This window comes from Kocuria turfanensis (genome assembly GCF_001580365.1).
GTDB lineage: Bacteria > Actinomycetota > Actinomycetes > Actinomycetales > Micrococcaceae > Kocuria > Kocuria turfanensis.
Map to the genome: position 1 here is coordinate 3,709,677 of NZ_CP014480.1, position 22,266 is coordinate 3,731,942.

Genomic DNA, 22,266 nt, shown 5'->3' on the forward strand with positions numbered 1-22,266 from the left:
GTGTCCCGGATCAGCCCGCGTCGACGTGGTGCCCGGGAGCCCTCTCAGCTCACCGGTCCGGTGAACTTCTCGCCCGGCCCCTGCCCGGGTGCGTCCGGGTAGAGGGAGGCCTCGCGGAAGGCCAGCTGCAGCGTGCGCAGGCCGTCGCGCAGCGGGGCGGCGTGCTGGGACCCGATCTCCGGGGCGGCGGCCGTGACAAAGCCGGCCAGGGCGGTGATGAGCTTGCGCGCCTCGTCCAGGTCCTTGAGCTCGTCCGCGTCCTCGCCGGCGGCCAGGCCGCACTTCACGGCGGCCGCGCTCATCAGGTGGACGGCGGCGGTCGTGATGACCTCGATGGCGGGGACCTCCGCGATGTCGCGCATCTGCTCGTCGACGGCCTGCACCGTCTCCTGCGGGATGTCCTGGCCGGAGCGGGCGGCGTCGTCGTCGAAGCGGAAGGTGTTCTCGGAAGTCATGGTCCAACTCTGCCACACCGCTCCCGCCCGCCGGGCCTATCCTGCAGGGGAGGCCGGCGCCGGCCGGGGAGGAGCGGGACCGCGGTGTGGATCGGGTGGATCGAGTTCGACCTGCTGCTGGGGGACGTGCACTCCCTGAAGGCCAAGCGGTCGCTGGTGCGGCCCCTCGTGGCCGAGCTGCGCCGCCGCTTCCCGGTGAGCGCCGCGGAGGTCGGCCACCTCGACCTGCACCGCCGGGCCCTGGTGGGGGCCGGCGCGGTCGCCGGGGACTCCGCCCACCTCGTCGACGTCCTCGACCAGCTCGAGCGCTTCGTGGCCGCCCGCCCCGAGACGGAGCTGCTCTCGGCACGCCGGGGCCTGCACACGACCGAGGACGAGTGAAGGGGTCGGGGAGGAGCCCGGTTCCCCAACCCCCGGCCGATGGGCTAGACTGTCGGGCAGTGTGCAAGTGGAGGCAACTCCCACCCGCGCCGACCACGGTCGCCGGGTTCGCGACGACATCGTCCGCACGACGGCCCGCCGGGTTTCCCGCGCCGGTGCCGTCACGCAGCGCACCACTTCCGGGTGGTGCGCCGATGAGCCTCCGCTTGCCGACCGCAGCGGGGGCTTTTGCCGTTGCGGACCGCACCGGACCATGAGGTCCCCGGAGACCTCCGGGCGATCACGCAGAACATCAGGAGCACGGCATTAGCGATCCACGTATCAATGACAGAATCCGAGTCCCCGAAGTCCGTCTCGTCGGACCCGCAGGCGAGCAGGTCGGCATCGTCCGCGTCGAGGACGCACTGAGGCTGGCCCGCGAATCGGATCTCGATCTGGTCGAGGTGGCGCCCAACGCCAAGCCGCCGGTGGCCAAGCTCATGGACTTCGGCAAGTACAAGTACGAGGCCGCGGTCAAGGCCCGGGAGTCGCGCAAGAACCAGACGAACACGGTCCTCAAGGAGGTCCGGTTCCGGCTCAAGATCGACACCCACGACTACGAGACCAAGGTCGGCCACGCCAAGCGCTTCCTCGGCGCCGGCGACAAGGTCAAGGCCATGATCCAGTTCCGCGGCCGTGAGCAGCAGCGCCCCGAGATGGGCGTGCGCCTGCTCGAGCGCTTCGCGAACGACGTCGCCGAGGTCGGCGCGGTCGAGTCGAGCCCCCGGGTCGACGGACGCAACATGGTCATGGTCGTGGGCCCGCTGAAGAACAAGGCCGAGGCCAAGGCCGAGGCGCGCCGCCAGAAGCAGCGCGAGGAGGCCCGGGCCGAGAACGACCGGAAGGCCAAGGAGAAGGTCGACACCTCCTCCGCCGAGCCCGTGACCCAGTCGATCGGGGACGCGTTCCCGGCCGAGCTGCGCGAGCAGGCCGCCCGGACCGAGGAGCCGGCGCAGCAGACCGCGCCGGAGCCCGAGGCGCAGCAGGCCGCGCCGGAGCCCGAGGTCCAGGAGGCGGCACCTGCCGCCCCCGCGGCCACGGAGCAGGAGGCGGCTCCCGCCGCCCCCGCGGAGACGGCGCCGCGTCCCGCGGCACCGGCGGCGCCGAAGGCCGCGGTCCCCCAGGCGCCGCGGCCGGCGCCCAAGGCCCCGCGGCCCGGCCCGAGGCCGGGCGCCAAGCCCGGTCCGCGGGCCTGAGCGGGCAGCAGGACCTTCCGCGCGAGCGGAGCAGAACTGACAACGCCCTGTGGGCGCAGCCGGTCCCGGCTGCGCCCGGGGGGCACCGTTGAGGTGCGACGGACGTCGTCGTGCCCTCCGGTGGCCACCACCGGAAGAGACGCAAGGAGAACGGCCCACATGCCGAAGATGAAGACCCACAGCGGGGCGAAGAAGCGCTTCAAGCTCACCGGTACCGGCAAGGTGAAGCGCCAGCAGGCCAACCGCCGCCACTACCTGGAGCACAAGTCCTCCCGCCTGACCCGCCGCCTGGCCTCCGACCAGATCGTCACCCCCGGCGAGGCCAAGGTCATCAAGAAGATGCTGGGCAAGTAACCCCCATCGCATCCGCAGGGGAGCCCGCCTCCCCGCCCCGCACAGATTTGACCTCCCGGCCGATCGGCCGGGACCGAAGTGAAGGAGTACACACGTGGCACGTGTGAAGCGGGCGGTCAACGCCCACAAGAAGCGCCGGGAAATCCTCGAGCAGGCCTCCGGCTACCGCGGCCAGCGCTCGCGCCTCTACCGCAAGGCGAAGGAGCAGGTCACCCACTCGTTCGTCTACAGCTACAACGACCGCCGCAAGCGCAAGGGCGACTTCCGCCGGCTGTGGATCCAGCGCATCAACGCCGCTGCCCGCGCCAACGGCCTGACCTACAACCGCTTCATCCAGGGTCTGAAGGCCGCCGAGGTGGAGGTCGACCGCCGCATGCTCGCCGAGCTGGCCGTCAACGACCAGCAGGCCTTCGCCGGGCTGGTCGAGATCGCCAAGAACGCCCTGCCGGAGGACACCTCCGCGCCGCGCGAAGCCGCAGCCTGACCCCGTCGGAGCTGTGAACCTCACGGAGCGCCTGGCCGACCGGCCGATGTCCAACCCCCGAGCCGATCGGGTGCGGGACGTCGCGGGACTGGCCGGGCGCTCCGCGCGTTCCAAGCGCGGGCTGTTCCTCGCCGAGGGGCCGCAGAACGCCCGGGAGGCCCTCGCCCGGCACCTGGAGTCCCCGTGCGTGGACGCCGTCTACGTCACCGAGGACGCGCTGGCGCAGCACCCGGACGTCACCGCCCTGCTCGAGCGCGTGGCCGCCGACCGTGCCGTGTTCGTCCGCCTGGTCACCCGGGAGGTGCTCGCGGCGATGAGCGACGCGGTGAGCCCGCAGGGCGTCGTCGTGGTCTGCCGGTCCCTGGACGTGCCCGCGGCCGGGATCTTCCGGTCGGCCCCGCAGTTGGTGGCTGTGCTGGCCCGGGTGCAGGACCCGGGCAACGCGGGCACGCTCCTGCGCGCCGCGGACGCCGCGGGGGCCGACGCGCTGGTGCTCGGCACCGGCAGCGTCGACGTCTACAACCCCAAGGCGGTCCGGTCCACCGCCGGATCCCTGTTCCACCTGCCCGTGGCCGTGGGCGCGGACCTGCCCGAGCTGGTCCGGGCCGCCCGCGCGGCCGGCTGCGGCGTCCTCGCCGCCGACGGCCGCGGCGACGTCGACCTCGACCGGCTCCAGGACTCCTCCGCCGCCCGTGCCGCCGGGGCCCCGCCCGACGACTCCGGCTACGACCTGGCCCGCCCCACCGTGTGGCTGTTCGGCAACGAGGCCCAGGGGCTGTCGGAGGAGGAGAAGGCCCTGGCCGACCACCGCGTGGCCGTGCCGGTGTACGGCCGGGCGGAGTCCCTCAACGTGGGCACCGCGGCCACCGTGTGCCTCTACGCCTCGGCGCGCGCGCAGCGACGGGCCGGGCGGGCGCGCCGATGACCGCGCCGCTGCCCGCCGCGTTCCGCACCCAGGTGGTCGGTGCCGCCCTGCTGGACGACCCGCACCGTCCCACGGCGTTCCTCGCCGCCCAGCGCGCCTACCCGGCGGGGCTGCGCGGGCTGTGGGAGTTCCCGGGCGGCAAGCAGGAGCCCGGCGAGACCTGCGAGGCCGCCCTGCGGCGCGAGTGCGCCGAGGAGCTCGGCGCGCACGTGGAGCTGCTGGCGGAGGTGCCCGGCCCGCACCCGCAGGGCTGGCCCCTGAAGGACACGGCGGCGATGCGCGTCTGGACCGGCGTGCTCGCGGCGGGTTCGCCCGCTCCCGCGGCCGGGCAGGACCACCTGGCCGTGCGCTGGGTGCCGCTCGGCGACGCCGCCGCCGCGCTGGCCCTGCCCTGGATCCCGGCCGACCTGCCGATCGTGCGGGCGCTGCTCGCCCGGCTCACCGCCTGACCGGCCGACCACCGCCCTCCGGGCCGCCCCGGACCCCGCCTGGTCGCGGTCGCCCGGGCGGCCGCCGAGAGCCCCGACCGACCACGGCTTTCCCGACTGACCACGCCACCCTCAACCGACCACGGTTCCCCGATCGACCACGGCCCCCGGGCTGACCGCGGCTTCCACGAGTGACCACGTCACCCCCGACTGACCACGCCATCGCCGAGTGACCACACGGTCCCGTGGTCACTCGGGGGAACCGTGGTCAGTCACGGGCGGGTGCGCTTCCTCCGGCGGCGGGGCCGGACACGGTAGCCGCCGTCGGCCAGGCCCGCCCGCACCTCGAACGGGTTGTGCGGGGCCGGGTGCCCGCAGCGCAGCACCGACCACCCGGCGGCGGCGCCGTAGAGGGGCAGGAACGGCAGGCCCAGGCACAGGGCGTACTGGCTGGCGTGGCGGGACTCGTGGGCCAGCAGCCGCGGGCGGGCGGCGACGTCGTCGGGCCCGGCCCGGAAGAGGACCACGTTGCCCACGGTGAACGCCCCCGCCCTGGGCAGCCGCGGCCGGTAGCCGAAGCCCAGCAGCAGCCCCTCGGGACCGCGCACCACGCGCGTGCCCGTGAGCGCGGCCACCAGCAGCCCCAGGGGGGTGGACAGGTTCGCCATGTTCCAGGCCGCGCGCAGGCGGGCCCGGCGGCCGGCCGGAGCGCTCATGGGCCCAGACTAGGCCGCGGGTCACCGGGCCGCGACGTCCCGTCCGGCCCCGGCCCGGCCCGGCGCCGAGGTGCGGGCCCGGGCCCGTGGACCGTGTGCCATAGACTGGGGTCCGCCCGCGATCCGCGCCGATCCGGGCTTTCCCGTGCCACTGGACTCACGGAACGTGAGCCGGCGTGCCCGGACGCCACTGTCCCCGAGCCGAAGAAGCCAGTGCTGATGTCTGAACTGCCATCCGAGACCGCGCCGAGCGGCGCGGTCGACCCGACCGACGAGGCCGCGGTCGCCGCGGCCGTGGAGGCGGCCCTGGCCGCCGTCGGAAACGCCCAGGACCTCGACGAGCTCAAGGAGGTCCGGCTCGCGCACGCGGGGGAGCGGTCCCCGCTGGCGCTGGCCAACCGGCAGATCGGCTCGCTCGACAAGACGCAGAAGGCCGCCGCCGGCAAGCTCGTGGGCCAGGCCCGCGGCCGCGTGAACCAGGCGATCGCCGCCCGCACCACGGTGCTCGAGGAGGAGCGCGACGCCCGGATCCTGGTGGAGGAGGCGGTGGACGTCACCGCCGCCGGCCGCCGCCGGAAGCTGGGCGGGCGGCACCCGCTGACCAACCTCATGGAGCGCATCGGCGAGACCTTCGTGGCCATGGGCTGGGAGGTCGCCGACGGGCCCGAGGTCGAGTCCGAGTGGTACAACTTCGACTCCTTGAACTTCAAGCCGGACCACCCCGCCCGGGAGCTGCAGGACACGTTCTTCGTGGACCCGCCCGAGGCCCACCTCGTGCTGCGCACGCACACCTCCCCGGTGCAGATGCGCACCCTGCTGACCCGGGAGCTGCCGGTCTACGTCGTCGTCCCCGGGCGCACCTACCGCACCGACGAGCTCGACGCCACGCACACCCCCGTCTTCCACCAGGTCGAGGGCCTGGCCGTGGACAAGGGCCTGTCGATGGCCGACCTCAAGGGCACGCTCGAGCACTTCGCCCGGCAGATGTTCGGCCCGGAGGCGAGGATCCGGCTGCGCCCCAACTACTTCCCGTTCACCGAGCCCTCGGCCGAGCTGGACGTGTGGCACCCGAACGCCAAGGGCGGGCCGCGGTGGATCGAGTGGGGCGGCTGCGGCATGGTCCACCCCAACGTGCTGCGCGCCGCCGGCATCGACCCCGAGGTGCACTCCGGCTTCGCGTTCGGCATGGGCATCGAGCGGACCCTGATGTTCCGCAACAACGTCCCGGACATGCACGACATGGTCGAGGGCGACATCCGCTTCAGCGAGCACTTCGGGATGGAGATCTAAGACATGCGAGTTCCTCTGTCATGGCTGCGCGAGCACGCCCCCGTCCCCGCGGACGCCACCGCCGAGGACGTCCTGGCCACCCTGGTCCAGGTCGGCCTCGAGGAGGAGGACGTCCACCGCCCCGCGGACGAGCTGCACGGCCCGGTCGTCGTGGGCCAGGTGCTGTCCAAGGAGCCGGAGACCCACTCCAACGGCAAGACCGTCAACTGGTGCACGGTGCGCGTGGTGCCCGAGGGCCAGGAGCAGACCCTGACCGGCAAGGGCATCGACCCCTCCGGGGTGCAGGGCGTGATCTGCGGGGCCCACAACTTCGAGGTCGGGGACAAGGTCGTGGTGACCCTGCCCGGCGCCGTGCTGCCCGGGAACTTCCGGATCTCGGCGCGCAAGACCTACGGGCACACCTCCGCGGGCATGATCGCCTCGGTGCGCGAGCTCGGCATCGGGGAGGACCACGACGGCATCCTGGTGCTCTCGACGCTGGGCCTGGACCCGGAGATCGGCGCGGACGCCCTGGAGCTGCTCGGGCTCCACGACGAGGCCGCCGAGATCAACGTGACCCCGGACCGCGGCTACGCCTTCTCCATCCGCGGGGTGGCCCGCGAGTACTGCCACGCCGTGCACCAGCCCTTCACCGACCCGGCCGAGGCCGTGGCCGCCCGGGTGCCCGCCCCCACCGCGGGCGGCTTCCCCGTGACGGTCGACGACGCCGCCCCCATCCACGGCAACCCCGGGTGCACCCGCTTCGTCGCCCGCACGGTGACCGGCATCGACGCGACCGCCCCCACGCCCCCGTGGATGTCGGCGCGGCTGCGCCTGGCGGGCATCCGCTCGATCTCCCTGCCGGTGGACATCTCCAACTACGTGATGCTCGAGTTCGGCCAGCCGCTGCACTTCTACGACCTCGGGGCGCTGGACGGGGGCATCACCGTGCGCCGGGCCGCCGCGGGGGAGACCCTCACCACCCTCGACGGCAAGCAGCGCACCCTCGACCCCGAGGACCTGCTCATCACGGACGGCTCCGGGCCGATCGGCCTGGCCGGGGTCATGGGAGGGGCCACCACCGAGGTCTCCGACGCCACCGCCGACGTGCTCGTGGAGGCGGCCCGCTTCGACGAGGTCTCCGTCGCCCGCACCACCCGCCGGCACCGGCTGCCCTCGGAGGCGTCCAAGCGCTTCGAGCGCGGCGTGGACCCGCAGATCGCCCCGGTGGCCGCCCAGCGCGCCGTGGAGCTGCTCGTGGAGCTGGCCGGCGGCACCGCCGGTCCCGAGGTGACGGACGTGGACGCGACCACCGCCCCGGATCCCATCGAGCTGCCCTGGGACTACGCCGGCCGGCGGGTGGGCGTGGACTACACGGCCGAGCAGGTCGTCTCCGTCCTCACCGAGCTCGGCGGCCAGGTCCGCACCACCGACGAGGGCTGGCGCGTCGTGCCGCCGTCGTGGCGCACGGACCTGCTCGCCAAGGAGGACCTCGTCGAGGAGATCGCCCGGCTCCTCGGCTACGACACGATCCCCTCGCGGCTGCCCGTGGCCCCGCCCGGCCGCGGGCTGACCCCCGAGCAGCAGGCCCGCAAGCGCGTGGCGGACGCGCTCGCCGCCGCGGGACTGACCGAGGTGCTCGCCTACCCGTTCGTCTCCCAGGACGACAACGCGCTGTGGGGCGCCCCCGAGCCCGGCGCCCCCGTGCTCTCGGTCAAGCTCGCCAACCCGATCAGCGAGGCCCAGGGGATGCTGCGGGTCTCCCTGCTGCCGGGGCTGCTCGAGGTGCTGCGGCGCAACACCTCCCGCGGCTTCCGCGACCTGGCCCTGTACGAGGTCGGCCGCGTCTTCCGGCCCGTGCAGCAGCTGGTCACCCGGACCCTGCCGCCGCTCGGGGCCCACCCGGGCCAGGAGGTGCTCGACGAGCTGGAGACCGGCATCCCGGTCCAGCCGCGCCACCTCGCGGCGGTCTTCGCCGGCCGGGACGCGGCCGAGAGCCCGTGGGTCACCCCGCGTCCGGTCGACTGGCAGGACGCCCTGGACGCCGCCCGGCTGGCCGGGGAGGTCCTGGGCGTGGAGCTGACCGTGCGGCAGGGCACGCACCAGGCCTTCCACCCGGGCCGCACGGCCGTGCTCAGCGCCCCGGACGGGACCCCGCTGGGCTACGCCGGCGAGCTGCACCCGCAGCTGGTGGCCGCCCAGGACCTGCCCGCGCGCACCGTGGCGATGGAGCTGAACCTCAGCTCGCTCATCGCCGCGGAGGTCGACGTGGTCCAGGCCCGCCCCATCTCCGGCTACCCGGCCGCCACGCAGGACGTGGCGCTCGTGGTCGAGGAGTCCGTCCCGGCCGCCGAGCTGCGCGCCGCACTGGAGGAGGGGGCGGGAGAGCTGCTCGAGGACGTCCGCGTCTTCGACGTCTACCGGGGCGCCGGGATCGAGCCGGGCCGGAAGTCGGTGGCCCTGGCGCTGCGCTTCCGGGCCCCGGACCGCACGCTGACCGCGGACGAGGCCTCCGCGGCCCGCGAGGCCGCCGTCGCGGTGGCCGCCGAGCGCCACGGCGCCGTGCTGCGCGGCTGACCGACCCGCCGCCGCACGGCCCGCTCCCCGCCCCCGGGGAGCGGGCCGTGCGCCGTTCCGTGACCGGCCGGCACCCGGGCGGTCACACTCGCGTCCCGCTCCCGGGGACGGTGGGGAACTTCGGTACTGTGGCACCGGGTCCCCGACCTCGGCCCGGCGCCGTGGTCGTCCCCCTTTCCCGACCCCGTTCCAGGAGCTCAGCATGACCGAGGAGACCACCGACCGGCAGGAGGCGTTCTTCGCCTTCGACGACGACGACGAGCGGGAGCACGGGCGCTCCCGCCGGCCGATCGCCTGGAAACCGACCGCGGTGGGCCTGCTCGGGCTGCTCCTGGGCCTGGTGCTGGCCGTGAGCGGGGCCCTCGCCTGGGACGACTCCCGGAAACTGGCCGGCTACGCGGACCGGTCGTGGGTGATCCCCGGGACGTACCAGGACATGACCAACGACCTGCAGACCAAGACGTACAACCCCATCTACCGGGGGGCGCTGCCCGTCGACGAGGCGGTCACGGCGCAGCCCTTCGACTCCGGGCTCGCCGATCCGCGTGTCCCGGAGGCGGGGGAGGAGATCGTCTTCCGCGGCACGCAGACCGGCGACCGGGAGGGGGACTTCCACCAGGAGGCCGACGCCCTGCTCGCCGTCGAGGACGGCACGCTGCAGGTCGTCGAGACCGCCGAGGCCGGCGAGTTCGGGGACGGCATCACCGCCGGGACGATCGCGGGCCAGCGGGTCCAGGCCGCGCTGCTGCTCCTGGCGGGCCTGGGCGTGGCCGTGGGCGGGGTGTGGTACGCCCGCCGGCTCTACTCCGCCGGGCACTGACCGGCCGGCCCGTTCCGGGCCGACACGGGACGGGTCAGCGCCGGGCGGGGGCGGGCAGTGCGGGCAGCTCCGTACGGGCCGACACGGGACGGGTCAGCGCCGGGCGGGGGCGGGCAGTGCGGGCAGCTCCGGGCGGAGCAGCCACGCGTCCAGCAGGCCGTCGAGCTCCGCCCAGCGCTGCGGGGGCGCCCAGGAGCGCAGGTGCTCGCGGAAGCCGGCCGTGCTCACCCACCCGTCGCGGTGGGCCGCGACCCAGCCGCGGAGCATGCCCCGGAAGGCCTCCTCGCCCAGCGCCTCGCGCAGGGCGTGGACGGTGAGAGCGCCGCGCACGTAGACCACGTCGTCGAACAGGCGCACCTGCCCGGGATCGCCGATCAGGAGGTCCTGGCGCATCCTGGAGAGGGTCCGGTGGGCCTTCTCCGCGTGCCAGCGGGCCGGCTTGTCCCCGGAGGCCTCGGACCAGACCCACTCCGCGTAGGACGCGAAGCCCTCGTTGAGCCAGATGTCCTGCCAGGAGGCGAGCACGAGGCTGTTGCCGAACCACTGGTGGGCCAGCTCGTGGGCCACCAGCCGCTGCTCCTCCCAGTCCGTGCCGAGCTGGTTCTTGCCGAACACGGAGCAGGCGAAGCACTCGAACGGGTCCTCGAGCGACTCGTCCACGACCACCACGGTGTAGCTGGGGAAGGGGTAGGGGCCGAACCACTCCGTGAAGGCCTCGAGCATCCTGCCCTGCTCCGCGAAGGTCTTCTCGGCCTTCTTCTGCCGCTTCTTCGAGCACACGAGGTACTGCGGGACCCGGGATCCGGTGAGCTCGCTGCGCCGGTACGGCCCGATCTGCACGGTGGCCAGGTACGGCGGCAGCGGCACCCGGGAGGTGTAGACCCAGTGGCGCTCGCCGTCGCGCTCGGCCACCGACTCCAGCTCGCCGTGCACCACGACCTCGTAGTCGGCGTCCGCGTGCACGCTCACCCGGTAGGTCGCCCGGTGCGAGGGGTGGTCCACGCACGGGAACCAGGTGGAGGAGCCGGTGGGCTGCCCGGCGACGAGCACGCCGTCGTCGAGCTCGGCCCAGCCGATCTCGCCCCACGGGCCGTCGAGGGACTCCGGGTAGCCCTCGTAGGCCACGGTGAGCACGAAGGACTCCCCGGCGGCGACCGGCCGCGGCAGGGTGAGCACGAGCCGGCTGCCCCGGTGCTGCACCCCGACCTTGCGGGGGCCCAGGAGCCCGCCGAGCCCGCCGCCGCCGACGCGGGCGTCGGTCACGGCGAGCTCGGTGAGGTCCAGCTCGATCCGGTCCGTGTCGCGGAGGGCGCGGCAGGTCAGGACCGCCCGGGCCTCGAGCCCGTTGTCCTCCACGTCGTAGTCCAGGTCCAGGTCGTAGTGCTCCACGGTGGCCGCGCAGCACCCGACGAACGGGGTGTAGGGGTCGCGGGCGCCGTCCGCCCCGAGGTAGCGGTGCACCGGTGCCGCGCTCACGGGACCAGCAGCAGCTTGCCCTGGGCGGCCCGGGACCGGAGCACCTCGTGCGCCTGCCGTGCCTGCGCCAGGGGGAAGGTCTGCGCGACGCGCACGGTCAGGGACCCGTCGAGCACCGCGTCGAAGAGCTCGCCGGCGCGCCAGTTGCGCTCCTTCTCGTCGAGCAGGTAGTCGTTGAGCGTGGGCCGGGTGACGTACAGGGAGCCGTGCCGGGCGAGACCCTGCAGGTCGAACGGGGGCACCTGGCCGGAGGAGCCGCCGAAGAGCACCAGCACCCCGCGCTTGCGCAGCGCCCGGAGCGACTCGTCGAAGGTGTCCTTGCCCACGGAGTCGTAGACCACGTCCGCGCCGCGGCCGCCGGTGAGCTCCCGGACCCGCTCGGCGTAGCCCTCGTAGCCGACGAGGGCGTGGTCGGCGCCCAGCGAGCGCGCCGTCTCCGCCTTGTCCTGCGAGCCGACCAGGGCGATGACCGTGGCGCCCAGCGACCTCAGCAGCTGCACCGTCAGACCGCCGACCCCGCCCGCGCCGGCGGTGATCACAGCGACGTCGCCCTCCTGCACGGGGTAGGTGGAGCGGACCAGGTAGTGGGCCGTGAGGCCCTGCAGCGGCAGGGCCGCCGCGACCTCGTCGGAGACCCCGGCGGGCACCCGCAGGGCCTTATCCGCGTCGACCAGGAAGGCGTCCGCGTACGTCCGGGTGGCCTGCGACGTCGTGACCCGGTCGCCGAGGGCGAAGTGCTCCACCGCGGAGCCGACGCCCGTGACCACGCCCATGCCCTCGGAGCCCGGGGTGAAGGGGTGCTCCACGGGGTAGACGCCCTCGCACTGGTAGACCTCGATGAAGTTCACCCCCGCGGCGCGGGTCTCGACGAGCAGCTGCTGCGGGCCCGGTTCGAGGTCCGGGCGCTCGCCGAGGGACAGGACCTCGGGGCCTCCGGACTGCTCGACCATGACGGAACGGACCATGACGGGTACCTCCTGGACTTCGCGGACGGAACGCCCTCATCGTAGGCACGCCGTCCCGGGCGGCACTGCCCGCGGCGGCCCCGCAGGGGTAGCGTGAGCACAAGTGGGGGCAGAAGTGGGGGCACGGCAGGACCCCCGTCATGATCGAGGTTTGCGTCCGGAAAGCGTAGATTCGGGGGCAGAGCCGTTCCGGGGGGAACGACGGACGGCCTCGGCCGGAGCGACACCCGGTGACCCGTGCTGCGACCCAGCGGCCCGGGCGCCGCGCCGGAGGCCGTCGGTGCTCTCCCCGTCACGGTGCATAATTATTGAAGAGCATGCATAAACTTGAGCTAGAGTGGGCCGTATGACGTTCAGCGCAGCAGTGTCGGGAGCATCCGGGTACGCCGGGGGAGAGGTCCTCAGGATCCTCGCGGGCCACCCGGGGATCGAGATCGGGGCCGTGGGGGCCCACTCCAACGCCGGTCAGCGGCTGGGGGAGCTGCAGCCGCACCTGCACTCCCTGGCCGACCGCGTGCTCGTGGACACCACGGTCGAGAACCTCGCCGGCCACGACGTCGTCTTCCTGGCCCTGCCGCACGGGGCCTCGGCCGCGATCGCCGCGCAGCTGCCGCCGGAGACCGTGGTGATCGACGCCGGGGCCGACCACCGGCTGGAGTCCGCCGAGGACTGGGACCAGTTCTACGGCTCGGCCCACGCGGGGACCTGGCCCTACGGGCTGCCCGAGCTGATCGTCGACGGGGAGGGCGCCCGCCAGCGCGAGCAGCTGCGCGGGGCCACGCGCATCGCGGTGCCGGGCTGCTACCCGACCAGTGCCCTGCTCGCCCTGGGCCCGGGCTTCGCGGCCGGTCTCCTGGAGCCCGAGGACGTCGTGATCGTCGCCGCCTCGGGCACCTCCGGCGCGGGCAAGGCCGTCAAGGCGCACCTGCTGGGCTCCGAGGTGATGGGCTCCATGGCCCCCTACGGGGTGGGCGGGGCGCACCGGCACACCCCCGAGATCGAACAGGGCCTGTCCCGGGCCGCGGGCGAGCGCGTGCGGATCTCCTTCACCCCGACCCTGGCGCCCATGCCGCGGGGCATCCTCACGACCGCGACCGCCCGCGTCGCCGAGGGGGTCACCGCCGCCCAGCTGCGGGAGGCCTGGGAGAGCGCCTACGTGGCGGAGCAGTTCGTCACCGTCCTGCCCGAGGGCACGTGGCCGGCCACGAAGTCGGTGGCCGGCTCCAACCACGCCCAGCTCCAGCTCGCCCTGGATGCCCGCGCGGGCCGGGTGGTCGTCACCTGCGTCATCGACAACCTCGTCAAGGGCACCGCCGGCGGTGCCGTCCAATCCATGAACCTCGCCCTCGGCCTGCCGGAGGACACCGGCCTGAACCTCCAAGGAGTCGCACCGTGAGAACGTATCCCTCCCAGCAGCCCGCCGGCACCCTCCAGGTCGACACCGGCCGCGGAGTGGCCGCGGCCCAGGGCTTCCGCGCCGCCGGCACCGTCGCCGGGTTCAAGGACTCCGGCGGACCCGACCTCGCCCTCGTCGTCAACGACGGGCCGCAACACCACGTCGGGGCGGTCTACACGACCAACCGGGTCTCCGCCGCCCCCGTCCAGTGGTCCAAGGCCGCGACCGCCGACGGCCGGGCCGCCGCGGTGGTCCTCAACTCCGGCGGGGCCAACGCCTGCACCGGCCCGCAGGGCTTCCAGGCCGCCCACCGCACCGCCGAGCTCGTGGGCGAGGCGCTCGGCGTCGGGGCCGGCGACGTGGTGGTGTGCTCCACCGGGCTCATCGGCGTGCAGCTGCCCATGGACGTGATGGAGCGGGGCCTGCCCGCGGTCGTCGAGGCCCTGGGCGGCGACGACGAGGCCGGGGCCGCCGCCGCCCGGGCCATCATGACCACCGACTCCGTCTCCAAGCAGGCCGCCTACGTCCGCGACGGGTGGACGGTCGGCGGGATGGCCAAGGGCGCGGGCATGCTCGCCCCCGGCCTGGCCACGATGCTCGTGGTCCTCACCACCGACGCCGAGCTCTCCTCGGACGCCCTGCAGTGGGCCCTGGAGGACGCCGTGAAGGTCACCTTCAACCGCACGGACTCCGACGGCTGCATGTCCACCAACGACACCGTGGTCCTGCTGGGCTCGGGCGCCTCCGGGGTCACCCCGGACGAGTTCGAGTTCAGCCAGGCGGTGACGGCGGTGTGCCACTCGCTGGCCCAGCAGCTCATCACGGACGCCGAGGGCGCCTCCCACGACATCGCGATCACCACGGTCAACGCGGCGACCGAGAAGCAGGCCGAGGACGTGAGCCGCTCGGTGGCCCGCTCCAACCTGTTCAAGGCGGCGATCTTCGGCAACGACCCCAACTGGGGGCGCGTGCTGTCCGCGGTGGGCACCACCGACGCCGCGTTCGACCCCGACAAGCTCGACGTGACCATCAACGGGGTGACCGTGTGCCGCGACGGGGCGATCGGCGACCCCCGGGAGGACGTGGACCTCGCCGCGGACCGGCGGGTCAGCGTGCTGATCGACCTCAAGGCCGGGGACGCGGACGCGACCGTGTGGACCAACGACCTCACCCACGACTACGTCGAGGAGAACAGCGCCTACTCCAGCTGACCCGCCCACCGCCCACCGTCCCACCGCCCACGGCGCAGGAGAACCATGCCCCACCCGAGTGACCCGACCCGCTACGAGACCGCCCAGCTGAAGGCGGGCGTCCTGATGGAGGCGCTGCCCTGGATCCAGCGCTACGCCGGCGCCGTGATGGTCTTCAAGTACGGGGGCAACGCCATGGTCTCCGAGCCGCTGCGCGAGGCCTTCGCCCAGGACATGGTCTTCCTGCGCCACGTCGGCGTCCGGCCGGTGGTCGTGCACGGCGGCGGACCGCAGATCAACCGGATGCTGGAGCGGCTGGGCATCGCCTCCGAGTTCCGCGGGGGACTGCGGGTGACGTCCCGGGAGGCCGTGGACGCGATCCGGATGGTGCTCACGGGCCAGGTCCAGCGCGAGCTCGTCTCCCTGCTCAACGCCACCGGCCCCTACGCCGTCGGGCTGTCCGGGGAGGACGCCGAGCTCTTCCGCGCGGTGCGCCGGGGCACGGTGGTGGACGGCGCCGAGGTGGACCTGGGCCACGTGGGCGAGGTGGTCGGCGTGAACGCCGAGCCCATCACCCAGCTCCTCGACGCCGGGCGGATCCCGGTGATCTCCTCCGTGGCCCCCGAGGTCGACGTCGCCGGCCGGCCGACCGGGGAGATCCTCAACGTCAACGCCGACACCGCGGCGGCCGCGGTCGCCGTGGCCCTGCGCGCGGAGAAGTTCGTGGCGCTCACCGACGTCGAGGGCCTCTACGCGAACTGGCCCGACCGGGACTCCCTCATCTCCTCGCTGTCCACCTCGGAGCTGCGGGCCATGCTCCCGGGCCTGCAGGCGGGAATGATCCCCAAGATGGAGGCGGCCCTGCGGGCCGTGGAGGGCGGGGCGCGCCGGGCGTCCATCGTGGACGGGCGCAGCCCGCACACGTGCCTGCTCGAGATCTTCACCGACACCGGCATCGGAACCCAGCTCGTCCCCGACCACGGAGCCTCGTCATGACCGCCGCCCAGCACACCACCTCCCGCTACTCCGCGCAGACCGCCCTGCTCGGGGAGTACTCCGACTCCCTGCTCGGCGTCTTCGGCAGCCCCTCCCTCGTGCTCACCCACGGCCACGGCGCCGTGGTCACCGACGCCGACGGCCGGGACTACCTGGACCTGCTGGCGGGCATCGCCGTGAACGCCCTCGGCCACGCCCACCCCCGCTGGGTGGAGATCGTCTCCCGCCAGCTGGCCACGCTGGGTCACGTCTCCAACTTCTTCACCTCGCCGCAGCAGATCGCCCTCGCCGGGAAGCTGCTGTCCCTGGCCGGGGCCCCCGCCGGGTCCCACGTGTTCTTCGCCAACTCCGGGACCGAGGCCAACGAGGCGGCGTTCAAGCTCGCCCGGCGGCACGGCCAGGAGCACCCCGGTCCGGACGGCCGGCCCCGCAGCACGGTCCTGGCCCTCGAGTCGGCCTTCCACGGGCGCACCATGGGTGCTCTGGCGCTGACCGCCAAGGAGGCCTACCGGGCGCCCTTCGAGCCGCTGCCCGGCGGGGTGCGGCACATCCCCGCCACGCTCGAGGCCCTGGAGCAGCACCTCGACGGGACGGTCGCCGCGCTCGTCGTGGAGCCGGTGCAGGGCGAGGCCGGCGTGCACGAGCTGCCCGAGGGCTTCCTCCGGCGCGCCCGGGAGCTGACCCGCCGGCACGGGGCGCTGCTGGTCGTGGACGAGGTGCAGACCGGCGTGGGCCGCACCGGGCGCTGGTTCGCCTCCTCGACCGAGCTCACCGGGGACGACCTGCCGGACGCGCTGACCCTGGCCAAGGGGCTGGGCGGGGGCTTCCCGATCGGGGCGATGCTCACCGTGGGGCCCGAGGTCTCCGCCCTGCTGGGCGCCGGCCAGCACGGCACCACCTTCGGCGGCAACCCTCCGGCCACCGCCGCGGGACTGGCCACCGTCACGGTCATCGAGGAGGACGGACTGCTCGAGCACGCCCGCACGGTCGGCGCCCTGCTCGGCGACGGGCTGCGGGCGGTCCCCGGCGTCGGCGACGTGCGCCAGCGCGGCCTGCTGATCGGCGCCGACCTCCTCGTCCCCGAGGGCGCCGCCGCCCCGTTCGGGCCGGCCGTGGTCGAGGCCGCGCGGGAGGCCGGGTTCATCGTCAACGCCACCGGTCCCGCGACCCTGCGCCTGGCCCCGCCCCTGATCCTCACGGAGGAGCAGGCACGCACCTTCCTCGAGGCCCTGCCCGGGATCCTGTCCACCGCCACCACCGCCACCACCGCCGTCGCGGCCCCCGCCGCGTCCCCGGCCGGCACCCCTCCGGCCGCCGTCCCCGCGAAAGAAGCATGAACCCGTCCATGACCCCCCGCCACTTCCTCGTCGACACGGACCTCACCCAGCAGGAGCAGTCCGAGGTGCTCGAGCTCGCGCTCGCCCTCAAGGCCGACCGCTGGGCCCACCGCCCCTACGCCGGCCCGCAGACCGTGGCCGTCATCTTCGACAAGACCTCCACCCGCACCCGGGCCTCCTTCTCCGCCGGCATCGCCGACCTCGGCGGCAACCCCCTGATGATCAACCCGGGGGAGTCCCAGCTGGGCAAGGAGAGCGTGGCCGACACGGCGCGCGTGTTCTCCCGCATGGTCTCCACGATCGTCTGGCGCACCTACGCCCAGTCCGGGCTCGAGAAGATGGCCGCCGCCTCGGACGTGCCCGTGGTCAACGGGCTGTCCGACGCCTACCACCCCTGCCAGATCCTCGCGGACCTGCTCACGGTCCGCGAGCACCGGGGAGACCCCGCCGGGCTGACCTTCGCCTACCTCGGGGACGCCGCCAACAACATGGCCCACTCCTACCTGCTGGGCGGGGCCACCGCCGGCATGCACGTGCGGGTGGCCGGGCCGCAGGGCTACCTGCCGGACCCGGGAGTCGTCCGGGCCGCCGAGGAGCGGGCCGCCCGGACCGGCGGGTCGGTGCGGGTGACCACCGACCCGGCCGAGGCGCTCACCGGCGCGGACGTGGTGTGCACCGACACCTGGGTGTCCATGGGGCAGGAGGCCGAGACCGAGGCCCGGGCCCGGATCTTCCGGCCCTACTGCGTGGACGCCGCCGCCATGGCCCGGGCCGAGCCCGGGGCGCTGTTCCTGCACTGCCTGCCCGCCTTCCGGGGCTCGGAGGTCGCCGCGGAGGTCATCGACGGCCCGCAGTCGGTCGTCTGGGACGAGGCCGAGAACCGGCTGCACGCGCAGAAGGCGCTGCTCGTGTGGCTCATGGCCCGGTCCGGGCGCTACGACCTCGACGCCGCCCGCTCCCCGGGCCCGCCGGCATGAGCATCCCCGCGACCAAGACCGCCCGTCAGGCGCGGATCGTGGCCCTGGTGACCGGCGGCGCCGTCCACTCCCAGGCCGAGCTGGCGGCCCTGCTGGCCCAGGACGGCGTGCAGGTCACGCAGGCCACGCTCTCCCGCGACCTGGTCGAGCTCGGCGCCGTGCGGGTCCGGGACGGGGCCGGCGCCCTCGTCTACGCGGTCCCGCAGGCCGGGGCCGACCGCGCACCCGCCTCCGGGATCACCCAGGAGGTGCTCGACGCGCGGCTGGCGTCCCTGTGCCGGGAGCTGCTCGTCACGGCCGAGGCCAGCGCCAACCTCGTGGTGCTGCGCACCCCGCCGGGAGCCGCCCAGTACTTCGCCTCCGCCATCGACACCTCCGTGCTCCCGGCGGTGCTCGGGACCATCGCCGGCGACGACACGATCATGGTGGTCTGCCGGGAGGCCGACGGCGGCGAGGCCGTGGCCCGTCGGTTCCTGGACCTCGCCGACTGATCCCCGCCGCCCGCAGGAACGGACACGGAGGGCGGACGCGGAGGGCGGACGCGGGGACGGACGCGGACACAGGCCGGGCCCCGCCCGGTGTGGTGCAATGACCTCCACGTCGTCCGCCCCGGAAGGAACCCCGTCATGCCGAACCTGGCGTCCCTGCTCGCCGACACCGCCGCACGCCACCCCGACCGCCCGGCCGTGGTGCTGGACGACCGCGTCCTCGGCTACGCCGAGCTCGACGGGCTCGCGGCCCGGACCGCGGGGCTGCTGCACGCCGCCGGGGTGCGCGCCGGGGACCGGGTGGCGCTCATCGCGCCGAACGTCCCGCAAATGCCGATCGCCTACTACGGCGCCCTGCGCGCCGGGGCCGTGGTCGTCCCGCTGAACCCGCTGCTCACCCCCCGGGAGCTGGCCCACCACTTCCGCGACGCCGAGGTCACCGCCGTGGTGGTGTGGGAGGCGATGGCCGAGGCCGCCCGGGCCGCGCTCGCCGACCTCGGGCTCGAGGTGCCCGTGCTGGAGCTCGGCGCCGGCACCGGCCAGCAGCTCGCGGCGGCGGATCCGCTGCCCGGGATCGTGGAGCGCGCTGCCGACGACATGGCCGTGCTGCTCTACACCTCCGGCACCACCGGCCGCCCCAAGGGGGCGATGCTCACCCACGACAACCTGCTGGGCAACGCCGCGATGGTCGTGGACCTGTTCCGGATCACCGAGCAGGACGTGTTCTTCGGCGGGCTGCCGTTCTTCCACGTCTTCGGCCAGACCGTGGCGCTCAACGCGGTCGTGGCCGCCGGCGCGGCGGTGACTCTGCTGCCCCGGTTCGCCCCGCGCACCGTGCTGGAGATCCTCGCCCGGGACGGCGTGACGGTGTTCGCCGGGGTGCCCAGCATGTACGTGGCGCTGCTGGAGGCCCTCGGGGAGCGGGCCGCGTCCTTCCCCGCGCTGCGGGCCGCGATCTCCGGCGGGGCCGCGCTGCCGGTCGAGGTGCTCCGGCGCTTCGAGGAGGCGTTCGGCACCCGCCTGCTCGAGGGCTACGGGCTGTCGGAGACCTCCCCGGTGGTCTGCTTCAACCGGTTCGAGGGCCCGCGCCGGCCGGGCTCGATCGGCACGGCGGTGCCCGGCGCGGACCTGCGGGTGCTGGACGACCGGGGACGGGAGCTGCCGCGCGGAGAGGTGGGGGAGCTGGCCGTGGCGGGCCGCTACGTGATGGCCGGCTACTGGCGCAACCCCGAGGCCACGGAGGCGGCGATCCGCCACGGCTGGTTCCGCACGGGCGACCTCGCCCGCGTGGACGAGGACGGCCTCCACTACATCGTGGACCGCAAGAAGGACATGGTCCTGCGCGGCGGCTACAACGTCTATCCCCGCGAGGTGGAGGAGGTGCTGTACGAGCACCCCGCCGTCGCGGAGGTCGCCGTCGTCGGCGTCCCGGACGAGGCGCAGGGGCAGGAGGTCGCGGCGTTCGTGGTGCTCACGGCCGAGGCCGCCGCGGACGGCGAGCGACTGGTGCCCGAGCTGCGGTCCTGGGTGCGGGAGCGCCTGGCGTCCTACAAGCGCCCGCGGCTCTACCGGATCGTCGGGTCCCTGCCGAAGGGGCCCACCGGCAAGATCCTCAAGCGCGAGGTGGAGCGGCTGGCCTAGCGGCCGGCGTACTCCTCGAGCACCGGGAGCAGGTCGGCGCGCTCGAAGACGCGGGAGAAGTCGACGGCGGAGTGGGCGCCGGCCGTCTGGGAGGCGCCGGCCTCGAGCAGGGCCCGGACGACGGCCTCGTTGCCCCGGAAGACGGCGCTCAGCAGCGCGGTCTGGCCGTTGTCGTTGACCCGGTCGGGGTCCGCCCCGGCCTCGAGCAGCGCCGCGACGGTGTCCTCCCGCTGGTGGTAGGCGGCGAGGATGAGCAGGGTGTCGCCCTTGCCGTTGGTGAGGTTCACCGGGACCCCGGCGCGGACGGCGGGCAGCAGGTCCTCGGTGCGGCCCTCCCGGGCCATGTCGAAGAGGGTGAGCACGTAGGCCATCTCCTCCTCGGTGAGCTGCGGGGCGGCCGGGTCCTGGGGCGGCTGGGGGTTCTCGGGCACGGCGGGTCCTTCGGGGTCGGCGGGCGGGTCCTGAACAGGCAGTTTATCGGGGTCGGCGGCACGCGGGGGACTCCACGGTATCCGGGTCTTGACGTTGCAGTAACTGCCTGGCACGCTCGTGTGACACAGCTCACCCTGCCCGTTCCTCGCGCCGGTGCACCCGCACCGGGGATCCGGAGTCCCCATGACCAATCTCGCCACCCTCCTCACCGACTCGGCCGCCGCGGCCCCCGACGCCCGGGCGATCGTGCTCGACGACCGGGTCCTGACCTACGGGGCCCTCGACGACCTCTCCGCCCGGGTGGCCACGATGCTCTGCGGCAGCGGCATCCGGCCGGGGGACCGCGTGGCGATGATCCTGCCCAACGTCCCGCACATGCCGATCGCCTACTACGGCATCCTGCGCATGGGCGGTGTGGTCGTGCCGCTCAACCCCCTGCTCAGCCCCCGGGAGCTGACCTACCACTTCCAGGACGCCGAGGTCTCCCTCGTGCTGGTCTGGGAGGCCATGGCCGAGGCCACCCGCGCCGCCGTTGCCCAGCTGGAGCGGGAGGTGCCCGTGGTCGAGGTGACCGCCGCCGGGACGCTGCAGAGCCTCGGCGAGGTGCCGCCGATGCCCGAGCTCGCCGAGCGGGCCGACGACGAGCCCGCCGTCCTCCTGTACACCTCCGGGACCACGGGCCGGCCCAAGGGCGCGGTGCTGACCCACCACAACCTGCGGACCAATGCGGAGCTCTCCGCGAGCCTGTTCGCCACGGGGCCCGGGGACGTCATGTTCGGCGGGCTGCCGTTCTTCCACGTCTTCGGCCAGACGGTGGCGCTCAACGGCGTCATCGCCTCCGGGGCCACGGTCACGCTGCTGCCCCGCTTCGACCCCGCGAAGGCCCTGGAGATCCTCGTCCGCGACGAGGTGACGATCTTCGCCGGGGTGCCCAGCATGCACATCGCGCTCCTGCACGCCGCCGGTGAGGGACCCGTGGAGGTGCCGCACCTGAGGGCCGGGGTGTCGGGCGGCTCCCCGCTGCCGGTGGAGATCCTCGAGCGCTTCGAGAGGGTCTTCGGGGCGCCCATCTACGAGGGCTACGGCCTGTCGGAGACCTCCCCGGTGGTGTGCTTCAACCAGGAGGCGCACGGCCGCAGGCCGGGGTCCATCGGGACCGTGGTGCGCGGGGCGCAGCTGCGGGTCGTCGACGACCGGGACGAGGACGTCCCCGTCGGCGAGATCGGGGAGCTCGTGGTGGCCGGCGAGTACGTGATGGCCGGCTACTGGCGCAACCCCGAGGCCACGGAGGCGGCGATCCGCGACGGCTGGTTCCACACGGGCGACCTCGCCCGCGTGGACGAGGACGGCTTCTACTACATCGTGGACCGCAAGAAGGACATGGTGCTGCGCGGCGGCTACAACGTGTACCCCCGGGAGATCGAGGAGGTCATCTACCAGTTCCCCGGGATCGCGGAGGCGGCCGTGGTCGGGGTGCCGGACGAGACGCTGGGCGAGGAGGTCGCGGCCGTCGTGGCCTTCCGCGACGTCCCGGAGGCCGAGACGGAGGCCAGGATCGACGAGCTCGACGCCTTCGTGCGCGAGCGCGTGGCCAAGTACAAGCACCCGCGCTACTACAAGGTGGTCGACGAGCTGCCCAAGGGGCCGACCGGCAAGATCCTCAAGCGCTCCCTCGACCTGGAGGGCGCCGGGCGCCGCGGCTGAGCCCGGCACGCCGGAGGGCC

Annotated in this window: 22 protein-coding genes; 17 read left to right on the forward strand and 5 right to left on the reverse strand. The window is 74.2% G+C overall.

The window, feature by feature from the left end:
• Positions 1-44: 44 nt before the first annotated feature.
• Entirely contained in the window at positions 45-455 is a 411-nt protein-coding gene (locus tag AYX06_RS16910; protein ID WP_047804001.1) for a DUF1844 domain-containing protein, read from the reverse strand.
• 84 nt (positions 456-539) lie between these two features.
• Between AYX06_RS16910 and AYX06_RS16915 the strand changes: the two genes are divergently transcribed.
• From AYX06_RS16915 to AYX06_RS16940, 6 genes are all read left to right on the forward strand, one after another.
• A complete protein-coding gene (locus AYX06_RS16915) occupies positions 540-836 on the forward strand; it encodes a DUF503 domain-containing protein (protein WP_062736762.1) in 297 nt (98 codons plus the stop codon).
• A gap of 320 nt (positions 837-1,156) precedes the next feature.
• On the forward strand, positions 1,157-2,071 hold the full coding sequence (infC, locus tag AYX06_RS16920) for a translation initiation factor IF-3 (protein WP_261775374.1): 915 nt from the start codon (positions 1,157-1,159) through the stop codon (positions 2,069-2,071).
• A 159-nt stretch (positions 2,072-2,230) separates the two neighbouring features.
• Complete coding sequence (gene rpmI, locus AYX06_RS16925) at positions 2,231-2,425, forward strand: 50S ribosomal protein L35 (protein WP_047803998.1); 195 nt, start codon at positions 2,231-2,233, stop codon at positions 2,423-2,425.
• A gap of 94 nt (positions 2,426-2,519) precedes the next feature.
• Positions 2,520-2,909 carry a 50S ribosomal protein L20 gene (rplT, locus tag AYX06_RS16930; protein WP_031282709.1) on the forward strand — a complete coding sequence of 130 codons (390 nt, stop codon included), beginning with the start codon at positions 2,520-2,522 and terminating at the stop codon, positions 2,907-2,909.
• 13 nt (positions 2,910-2,922) lie between these two features.
• Positions 2,923-3,834 carry a TrmH family RNA methyltransferase gene (locus tag AYX06_RS16935; protein WP_062736764.1) on the forward strand — a complete coding sequence of 304 codons (912 nt, stop codon included), beginning with the start codon at positions 2,923-2,925 and terminating at the stop codon, positions 3,832-3,834.
• Complete coding sequence (locus AYX06_RS16940; RefSeq protein ID WP_062736765.1) at positions 3,831-4,283, forward strand: NUDIX domain-containing protein; 453 nt, start codon at positions 3,831-3,833, stop codon at positions 4,281-4,283. Before AYX06_RS16935 ends, AYX06_RS16940 begins: the two co-directional genes overlap by 4 nt.
• A 251-nt stretch (positions 4,284-4,534) precedes the next feature.
• Here the strand turns inward: AYX06_RS16940 and AYX06_RS16945 are convergent, their stop codons facing one another.
• Positions 4,535-4,978 (reverse strand): eCIS core domain-containing protein, encoded by a 444-nt coding sequence (locus AYX06_RS16945; RefSeq protein WP_062736766.1) that lies wholly within the window; start codon positions 4,976-4,978, stop codon positions 4,535-4,537.
• Between the two features lie 219 nt (positions 4,979-5,197).
• Between AYX06_RS16945 and pheS the strand changes: the two genes are divergently transcribed.
• The 3 genes from pheS (at position 5,198) to AYX06_RS16960 (ending at position 9,644) form a co-directional block, all read left to right on the forward strand.
• Positions 5,198-6,268 (forward strand): phenylalanine--tRNA ligase subunit alpha, encoded by a 1,071-nt coding sequence (gene pheS, locus AYX06_RS16950; RefSeq protein ID WP_062737153.1) that lies wholly within the window; start codon positions 5,198-5,200, stop codon positions 6,266-6,268.
• Between the two features lie 3 nt (positions 6,269-6,271).
• Entirely contained in the window at positions 6,272-8,824 is a 2,553-nt protein-coding gene (gene pheT, locus AYX06_RS16955) for a phenylalanine--tRNA ligase subunit beta (RefSeq protein ID WP_062736767.1), read from the forward strand.
• A gap of 202 nt (positions 8,825-9,026) precedes the next feature.
• The gene (locus tag AYX06_RS16960) at positions 9,027-9,644 is read left to right on the forward strand and encodes a hypothetical protein (RefSeq protein ID WP_062736768.1); all 618 of its coding nucleotides are present in this window, start codon (positions 9,027-9,029) and stop codon (positions 9,642-9,644) included.
• 93 nt (positions 9,645-9,737) lie between these two features.
• Here AYX06_RS16960 and AYX06_RS16965 read toward each other — a convergent pair whose 3' ends face one another.
• Together AYX06_RS16965 and AYX06_RS16970 are read right to left on the reverse strand one after the other, a co-directional pair.
• On the reverse strand, positions 9,738-11,120 hold the full coding sequence (locus tag AYX06_RS16965; RefSeq protein WP_232319345.1) for a M1 family metallopeptidase: 1,383 nt from the start codon (positions 11,118-11,120) through the stop codon (positions 9,738-9,740).
• A complete protein-coding gene (locus AYX06_RS16970; protein WP_062736770.1) occupies positions 11,117-12,085 on the reverse strand; it encodes a quinone oxidoreductase family protein in 969 nt (322 codons plus the stop codon). The genes AYX06_RS16965 and AYX06_RS16970 overlap by 4 nt, the downstream gene beginning before the upstream one ends.
• A gap of 346 nt (positions 12,086-12,431) precedes the next feature.
• Between AYX06_RS16970 and argC the strand changes: the two genes are divergently transcribed.
• From argC to AYX06_RS17005, 7 genes are all read left to right on the forward strand, one after another.
• Positions 12,432-13,481, forward strand: coding sequence for an N-acetyl-gamma-glutamyl-phosphate reductase (argC, locus tag AYX06_RS16975; protein WP_062736771.1), 1,050 nt, complete (start codon positions 12,432-12,434; stop codon positions 13,479-13,481).
• Positions 13,478-14,692 (forward strand): bifunctional glutamate N-acetyltransferase/amino-acid acetyltransferase ArgJ, encoded by a 1,215-nt coding sequence (argJ, locus tag AYX06_RS16980; RefSeq protein WP_186815614.1) that lies wholly within the window; start codon positions 13,478-13,480, stop codon positions 14,690-14,692. Before argC ends, argJ begins: the two co-directional genes overlap by 4 nt.
• 45 nt (positions 14,693-14,737) lie before the next feature.
• Positions 14,738-15,667, forward strand: a complete 930-nt coding sequence (argB, locus tag AYX06_RS16985; RefSeq protein ID WP_062736772.1) for an acetylglutamate kinase — start codon at positions 14,738-14,740, stop codon at positions 15,665-15,667.
• Positions 15,664-17,004 carry an acetylornithine transaminase gene (locus AYX06_RS16990; RefSeq protein ID WP_062736773.1) on the forward strand — a complete coding sequence of 447 codons (1,341 nt, stop codon included), beginning with the start codon at positions 15,664-15,666 and terminating at the stop codon, positions 17,002-17,004. The genes argB and AYX06_RS16990 overlap by 4 nt, the downstream gene beginning before the upstream one ends.
• 8 nt (positions 17,005-17,012) lie before the next feature.
• On the forward strand, positions 17,013-17,981 hold the full coding sequence (gene argF, locus AYX06_RS16995) for an ornithine carbamoyltransferase (RefSeq protein ID WP_371860053.1): 969 nt from the start codon (positions 17,013-17,015) through the stop codon (positions 17,979-17,981).
• The gene (locus AYX06_RS17000; protein WP_062736775.1) at positions 17,978-18,472 is read left to right on the forward strand and encodes an arginine repressor; all 495 of its coding nucleotides are present in this window, start codon (positions 17,978-17,980) and stop codon (positions 18,470-18,472) included. The genes argF and AYX06_RS17000 overlap by 4 nt, the downstream gene beginning before the upstream one ends.
• 135 nt (positions 18,473-18,607) lie before the next feature.
• Positions 18,608-20,110 (forward strand): long-chain-fatty-acid--CoA ligase, encoded by a 1,503-nt coding sequence (locus tag AYX06_RS17005; protein WP_062736776.1) that lies wholly within the window; start codon positions 18,608-18,610, stop codon positions 20,108-20,110.
• Here AYX06_RS17005 and AYX06_RS17010 read toward each other — a convergent pair.
• Positions 20,107-20,541: an ankyrin repeat domain-containing protein gene (locus AYX06_RS17010; protein WP_232319346.1), complete on the reverse strand. Its 435-nt coding sequence runs from the start codon at positions 20,539-20,541 to the stop codon at positions 20,107-20,109. The genes AYX06_RS17005 and AYX06_RS17010 overlap by 4 nt on opposite strands.
• A gap of 184 nt (positions 20,542-20,725) precedes the next feature.
• Between AYX06_RS17010 and AYX06_RS17015 the strand changes: the two genes are divergently transcribed.
• Entirely contained in the window at positions 20,726-22,246 is a 1,521-nt protein-coding gene (locus AYX06_RS17015) for a long-chain-fatty-acid--CoA ligase (protein WP_062736777.1), read from the forward strand.
• Positions 22,247-22,266 lie beyond the last annotated feature (20 nt).

Bases quoted from the DNA above. Each gene is read 5' to 3' on its own strand.
- AYX06_RS16910 (WP_047804001.1), bottom strand. From the start codon at position 455: ATGACTTCCGAGAACACCTTCCGCTTCGACGACGACGCCGCCCGCTCC.
- rpmI (WP_047803998.1), top strand. From the start codon at position 2,231: ATGCCGAAGATGAAGACCCACAGCGGGGCGAAGAAGCGCTTCAAGCTC.
- AYX06_RS16940 (WP_062736765.1), top strand. From the start codon at position 3,831: ATGACCGCGCCGCTGCCCGCCGCGTTCCGCACCCAGGTGGTCGGTGCC.
- AYX06_RS16945 (WP_062736766.1), bottom strand. From the start codon at position 4,978: ATGAGCGCTCCGGCCGGCCGCCGGGCCCGCCTGCGCGCGGCCTGGAAC.
- pheS (WP_062737153.1), top strand. From the start codon at position 5,198: ATGTCTGAACTGCCATCCGAGACCGCGCCGAGCGGCGCGGTCGACCCG.
- pheT (WP_062736767.1), top strand. From the start codon at position 6,272: ATGCGAGTTCCTCTGTCATGGCTGCGCGAGCACGCCCCCGTCCCCGCG.
- AYX06_RS16960 (WP_062736768.1), top strand. From the start codon at position 9,027: ATGACCGAGGAGACCACCGACCGGCAGGAGGCGTTCTTCGCCTTCGAC.
- AYX06_RS16970 (WP_062736770.1), bottom strand. From the start codon at position 12,085: ATGGTCCGTTCCGTCATGGTCGAGCAGTCCGGAGGCCCCGAGGTCCTG.
- argC (WP_062736771.1), top strand. From the start codon at position 12,432: ATGACGTTCAGCGCAGCAGTGTCGGGAGCATCCGGGTACGCCGGGGGA.
- argB (WP_062736772.1), top strand. From the start codon at position 14,738: ATGCCCCACCCGAGTGACCCGACCCGCTACGAGACCGCCCAGCTGAAG.
- AYX06_RS16990 (WP_062736773.1), top strand. From the start codon at position 15,664: ATGACCGCCGCCCAGCACACCACCTCCCGCTACTCCGCGCAGACCGCC.
- argF (WP_371860053.1), top strand. From the start codon at position 17,013: ATGACCCCCCGCCACTTCCTCGTCGACACGGACCTCACCCAGCAGGAG.
- AYX06_RS17000 (WP_062736775.1), top strand. From the start codon at position 17,978: ATGAGCATCCCCGCGACCAAGACCGCCCGTCAGGCGCGGATCGTGGCC.
- AYX06_RS17005 (WP_062736776.1), top strand. From the start codon at position 18,608: ATGCCGAACCTGGCGTCCCTGCTCGCCGACACCGCCGCACGCCACCCC.
- AYX06_RS17015 (WP_062736777.1), top strand. From the start codon at position 20,726: ATGACCAATCTCGCCACCCTCCTCACCGACTCGGCCGCCGCGGCCCCC.